Source organism: Trebonia sp., from assembly GCF_049794275.1.
In the GTDB taxonomy this organism is placed as follows: Bacteria; Actinomycetota; Actinomycetes; order Streptosporangiales; family Streptosporangiaceae; genus Trebonia.
Genome location: NZ_JBARCR010000186.1, coordinates 1 through 1,852, shown reverse-complemented (window position 1 = coordinate 1,852; position 1,852 = coordinate 1). Strand labels below are relative to the sequence as shown.

General features: G+C 66.6%; 2 protein-coding genes and 1 pseudogene. All 3 read left to right on the top strand.

Going from position 1 to position 1,852, the window contains the following annotated elements:
• Positions 1-321: pseudogene (locus tag WA805_RS05340) on the top strand (hypothetical protein); the annotation flags it as partial.
• A 482-nt stretch (positions 322-803) separates the two neighbouring features.
• On the top strand, positions 804-1,448 hold the full coding sequence (locus WA805_RS05335) for a dihydrofolate reductase family protein (protein WP_425241788.1): 645 nt from the start codon (positions 804-806) through the stop codon (positions 1,446-1,448).
• Between the two features lie 110 nt (positions 1,449-1,558).
• A partial coding sequence (locus WA805_RS05330) for a transaldolase family protein (protein WP_425241787.1) occupies positions 1,559-1,852 on the top strand: 294 nt, incomplete at its 3' end.

The window sequence follows — 1,852 nt, the reverse complement described above, 5'->3', positions numbered from 1 at the left end:
GGCCAGGCCCTGGCCGCCGATCCGGCCGGCGCCGCCGCGGCCGCGCTTGACCGCCTCCCGGCTGGCCCGCTCGCGGTCCACATCGACGTCGACGTCCTGGACTTCACCGATGCCCCGCTGGCGGAAGATACCGGCGGCCGCAATACCGGGCCCACCCTCGGCCAAGCCGAACAGGCCCTCACGCTGGCCGCGCGAGATCCACGGGCAAGAGCGCTGTCGATCGGCGAACTCAACCCGACTCGCAGCGCCGGCGACCCCGACGCGCTACCCCGCTTTGCCGACAGCATCGCCCGGATACTCGCCGTCACAGGCCGCGGATAACCTGCACACCCGGTTGACGCCCGGACCTGCCGAATAGCGAGCATTGCCTGCCTGGGTACTTATGCACTGGCCTGTATGCCGTTAACATCAGCGGCGTAATGCCAGCTCGAGTCTTGTCGTTTGTATCGGAGCCGCTGCCGAGTCTGGCGCAAGCCGGCGACCACCGGGCAAAGGCGGTATTGCGCGGTGAGACACCTCAAGTGCTAACTGTCGCAAGCAGCAGAGCGGCAGGGCGTAACGGATACCCGCGGTTGATTGAGAATCCTCGCGGACTACCCATCTGAGACTGCGCAGGTCACGAGCACAGAGCGGTTGACCTGGCCGTGCGCGGCGAGGCGGTTCCGGCGGCTCGCTTTTGCCAGGTGCCCATCGGGGTTCGCCCAGCGGACACGATTCCAGCGGTACCGTAAGCGCTTAGTCCGGCCATCCCCGTCGGTCAGTTCCATGTGCTCCGCGGTCCATCCGATCATGAGGGAGTCGCTATGCCTCGTACCCGGGTCCACAACCTGAACATCTCCCTCGACGGCTACGCGGCCGGCGAGCACGTGACGTTCGATGCTCCGATCGGCGGTGCCGAGCGGCTCTTCAGCTGGTTCGATGGTCGCGCCATCCATGGGGTCGACAAGGTGGATGGCCCCTTCACGCTAGACCGCGCCCTGACCAGCATGTGGGGCCAGGGAATCGGTGCCGAGATCATGGGACGTCGCAAGTTCGGCCCGCAGGTTGGCGATTGGCCCGACGACGGGTGGCGGGGCTGGTGGGGCGACGAACCACCATTCCAAACACCGGTGTTCGTCCTGAGTCACCACCCGCATCCGACGATTGGCTTTCCCAATGGGACGAGCTTCCGGTTCGTGGACGGACCCCCACACGAGGTGCTTCGCCTAGCCCAGGAAGCCGCGGATGGTTGCGACGTCCGCATCGGCGGAGGGCCCTCGACAGTGCGTCAGTTTCTCCAGGCCGACCTGATCGACTTCATGCACCTGGTGATCGTGCCGATCACCCTGGGGCGCGGCGTATCCCTTTGGGAGGGATCAAGCGGCGCCGAAGATCGCTTCACGGTCGAGTCGGTCACCTCACCTAGTGGCCTCATCCATCAGCTCTGGAACAAGAACGATCACGTCTGAGTCCGGAGACTCAGTGTCCACTTGGGGATGGTGCCGCCCCGACCGGGCCGCCATAGTCTGGACGTGTGGCCCTGACCGGGCGAAGATGTGTCGGCTCATCGGAGGTAGGCATGGACGCTGAGCTGAATCCCGCGCAGCGGCTGCACGCGCTTGGCCAGAGCCTGTGGCTGGACAGCATCAACCGGGTCATGCTGCGCACCGGGGCGCTGGCCCGTTACGTGCGTGACCTGGCGGTCACCGGGCTGACGTCCAACCCCACGATCCTCGGGCATGCCATGGCCGCCGGATCGGACTATGACCGCTCGCTGGCCCGCCTGGCGGGCGACGGTGTCACTGATGCTCAGGACCTGGTGTACGCCCTGGCGCTGGAGGACCTGACCGAGGCGGCGGCCCTGTTCCGGCCG

Bases quoted from the DNA above. Each gene is read 5' to 3' on its own strand.
- WA805_RS05335 (WP_425241788.1), top strand. From the start codon at position 804: ATGCCTCGTACCCGGGTCCACAACCTGAACATCTCCCTCGACGGCTAC.